Genomic DNA, 2,314 nt, shown 5'->3' with positions numbered 1-2,314 from the left:
GTCCCGCCCCGCGACGCCCCCGGTTCGTCCGCCCGCTCCCCCGTCGGGGCACGGCGCAGATCCACCCCCAGCGGCCGGTAGCCGAACGCCTCGGCGAGCCCGGTGGCGGCCACGACGTCCCCCGGAGCGTCGGGCGCGAGGGGGAGCCGGGCCCGTACCCGGTCGCAGCCCCGGGAACGCAGCGCCTCCTCCGCCGCGAGCAGGGCGATGCCACCCCGCCCGCGCCGACGCTCCGGCTCCGCCACCCACAGGTGGTCGATCCGGCCCCGCCGGGGTGGATCGCCCTCGGCGGAGAGAACGAGCTCACCGATCGGACGACCGTTGTCGCACAGCAGGTAGGAGCACCGGAAACCGCCCTCCGGGGTGGTCCGTTCGGGCTCCCGCGGTCGCAGGGTGACGGTCATGCCGACATGTCTACCCGGGACGGGCCGCCGCGGATCCGCCCGGGTTCAGCCGACCATCGCCGGTCGGGGGTCGCGGTCGGCGCTCGAGCGCTCGGTGAACTCACTCATCAACCGGGCGGTGACCGGTCCGGGGGCGTCGGACACCTCCCGGTCGTCGACCCGGTGGAGCGCCTGGACGTCCCGGGTGGTGGAGGTCAGGAAGATCTCGTCCGCCTCCCGCAACACCTCCAGCGGCAGATCGACCTCCCGCGCGCCGCTCCACGCCACCACCAGCGCCCGGGTGATGCCCGCCAGACAGCCCGAGGAGAGGGGCGGGGTGAGGATGTCCCCGCCGACGACGACGAAGACGTTGCTGCCGGTGCCCTCGCACAGCAGGCCGGCGGTGTTGGGGAAGATCGCCTCGGAGGCCCCCGCCTCCCGGGCCCGGGCCAGCGCGAGGACGTTCTCCGCGTAGGAGGTGGTCTTCAGGCCGGCCAGGGCGCCGCGCTCGTTGCGGGTCCACGGGACGGTGATCGCGGCGGTGGTGTCCGGGCGCGGCTCGTATCCCTCGTGGGCGACGACCAGGGTGGGCGCGCCCGGTGCGGCGAACCGCATCGACCCCAGGGGGCCACGCCCCGCGGTGAAGGTGATCCGCAACCGTCCCAAGGGGTGGGGCTCGGCGTCGATCACCGCGGCGCAGGCCCGGCGGACGAGATCGGTGTGCGGGGCGGGCAGGCCGAGGCCCGCGGCGGAACGTCGCATCCGCTCCAGGTGGAGGGTGAGCGCGAAGGGCACCCCCTCGACCGTCTTGACCGCTTCGAAGACCCCGTCACCGACGGTCAGGCCGTGGTCCAGGGCCGAGACCGACGCCTCGTCGGCGTCCGTCATGGTGTCGTTGAGCCAGATCCTCACCGCATCGCCTCGTTCTCCCGGCGGGGTCGGATGTCCGCCCCGCGCCGTTCCCGCTCCCCCGGCCCTCCGGGGACTCCCGTTCGGGCGACGGTACCCCCGTCGCCGGGTGCCGCTGCGCCGTGCCCCACCGTTTCGGCGCGGTCGGGGTCGTCGGTCCTCCGTTCCGGGCGTCGACCGGCGGCGATGGCGAGCAGGCGCGATGCCTTGAGTTCCGTCTCCCGCCACTCCCTTTCGGGGTCCGACCCCCAGGTGATGCCGGCTCCGGTGCCGAACCGCAGTTCACCGGCGCCCGAGGGGACGCGTTCGATCCAGAAGGTGCGTATGCCCACCGCCAGTTCGGCGCGTCGACGGTCGGCGTCCACCCAGCCGACGGCTCCGCAGTAGGGACCGCGCGGGGCCGTCTCCAGGGCCCGCAGGATCCGCAGGGCGCTGGACTTGGGGGCACCGGTCACCGAGCCCGGCGGGAAGGTCGCCGCGAGCAGTTCCGGCCACCCGGTGTCCTCGCGCAGCTCGCCGCGAACGGTGGAGACGAGGTGGACCAGACCGGGGTGCGCCTCCACGGCGCACAGGCGGGGGACGGTGACCGTCCCCGGCAGACAGATCCGTCCGATGTCGTTGCGGACCAGGTCCACGATCATGACGTTCTCGGCGCGGTCCTTCTCCAGCAGGTCGGCCTCGGTGCGCCCGGTCCCCTTGATCGGCCCGGACACGACCACGGCGCCCTCCCGGCGCAGGAAGAGTTCGGGGGAGGCGCAGGCGATCTCGACTCCCCGGGAGGGGAGCCGGATCACGCCGGCATGGGGGGCCGGGTTGCCCGCCGCCAGATCGGCGGCGAGGGCGTCGGCATCGGTGTCGGCACCGACGGGCGCGGAGAGCACCCGGCACAGGTTGGCCTGGTAGACCTCGCCCGCGGCGATGTGGTCGCGAATCCTCCGCACCCCGGCGGTGTAGGCGGCCCGGTCCAGCGAGGAGGTCCAGTGTCCGGGGTCCGGGGCGTGCCGGCGGCCGGTGGCCCGGGG

Annotated in this window: 3 protein-coding genes; all 3 read right to left on the bottom strand. The window is 74.8% G+C overall.

Annotation, left to right across the window (positions count from 1 at the left end):
• On the bottom strand, window positions 1-404 hold a 404-nt coding region (locus FNQ90_RS20080), incomplete at its 3' end, for a GNAT family N-acetyltransferase (protein ID WP_182607643.1).
• Between the two features lie 45 nt (window positions 405-449).
• Window positions 450-1,295, bottom strand: coding sequence for an aminotransferase class IV (locus FNQ90_RS20075; protein ID WP_182607642.1), 846 nt, complete (start codon window positions 1,293-1,295; stop codon window positions 450-452).
• Window positions 1,292-2,314: chorismate-binding protein (locus FNQ90_RS20070; RefSeq protein WP_182607641.1), on the bottom strand; the 1,023-nt coding region annotated here is incomplete at its 5' end. The genes FNQ90_RS20075 and FNQ90_RS20070, both read right to left, overlap by 4 nt.

Origin of the sequence: Streptomyces alkaliphilus (assembly GCF_014141535.1) — a bacterium.
GTDB lineage: Bacteria > Actinomycetota > Actinomycetes > Streptomycetales > Streptomycetaceae > Streptomyces > Streptomyces alkaliphilus.
Note: the sequence above shows the minus strand (reverse complement) of the source record. Positions and strands in the feature narration are given on the sequence as shown.